Annotated in this window: 1 protein-coding gene; it reads right to left on the bottom strand. The window is 58.9% G+C overall.

The window, feature by feature from the left end; translation table 11 throughout:
- Positions 1 to 173: 173 nt before the first annotated feature.
- On the bottom strand, positions 174 to 715 hold a 542-nt coding region (locus CSC62_RS17400; RefSeq protein ID WP_246194528.1), incomplete at its 5' end, for a hypothetical protein.

The following is a 715-nucleotide window of genomic DNA, read 5'->3' as shown; positions in this document are numbered from 1 at the left end:
CGGCAGGCCCGCACTCGGGGAGCGTGGCCGCAGTGACGGTGGCCGACTGCTCAAACGGTTCCAAGGCCGGTGATTGTCGTCAATACAGGCCGGGTACCTCATCTCGACCCATCGCAGAAATCGTCATTCGGCGATGTATGGGCTGCCTGGAAATCGCCCGTTGGCGCGAGCAACTAAATTCCGTTCGAAAATACATCGAGTGCGTCCGCACTCACCCATCCTTGCGCGCAATTGCCGACGTATTGTCCTGGCGCTGCTGGGTGGCAGCTCTCGCCACTTGCACGCTTGATCTGCCTATCGCCATAAGTTTTGCACAATGCGTTGTTCTTGCACCTTGCGATGGTGCTCGCTGGAATTGCGGCGACGTAGTAATACCGCGGGTCTTGTCCGGCGCGGCCGATCGCCTGGACGCAGACGAGCTGGCCTTGAGCAAGATTGGCTGTAGCTGTTGCGCTGCTGCCGGTGCTGGGCACAACGTTCAATAGATCTACTCCGTTCGCCTGGGCTACGCCGGCGAAAAATCCCTCATTGCCGCAATCGGGCGAAAACTCCACATCGTAAAAATCACCACTGTCGACAGTGCCAGCTGTGCATCCTTTTGCAGTCGTTGCATCCGTGCAGGTGACGCCAGTGGCCCGTATCAGCGTGGCAAGTCTGGCGTTGACCTGCAATGCTGCGGACGCGTTGTTTTTCGCAGGTGCTAGCGGTGCTGCTG

The sequence above is a fragment of the Pseudoxanthomonas jiangsuensis genome, assembly GCF_010093185.1.
Classification (GTDB): Bacteria; Pseudomonadota; Gammaproteobacteria; order Xanthomonadales; family Xanthomonadaceae; genus Pseudoxanthomonas; species Pseudoxanthomonas jiangsuensis.
This window is presented reverse-complemented; position numbering and strand designations above follow the sequence as displayed.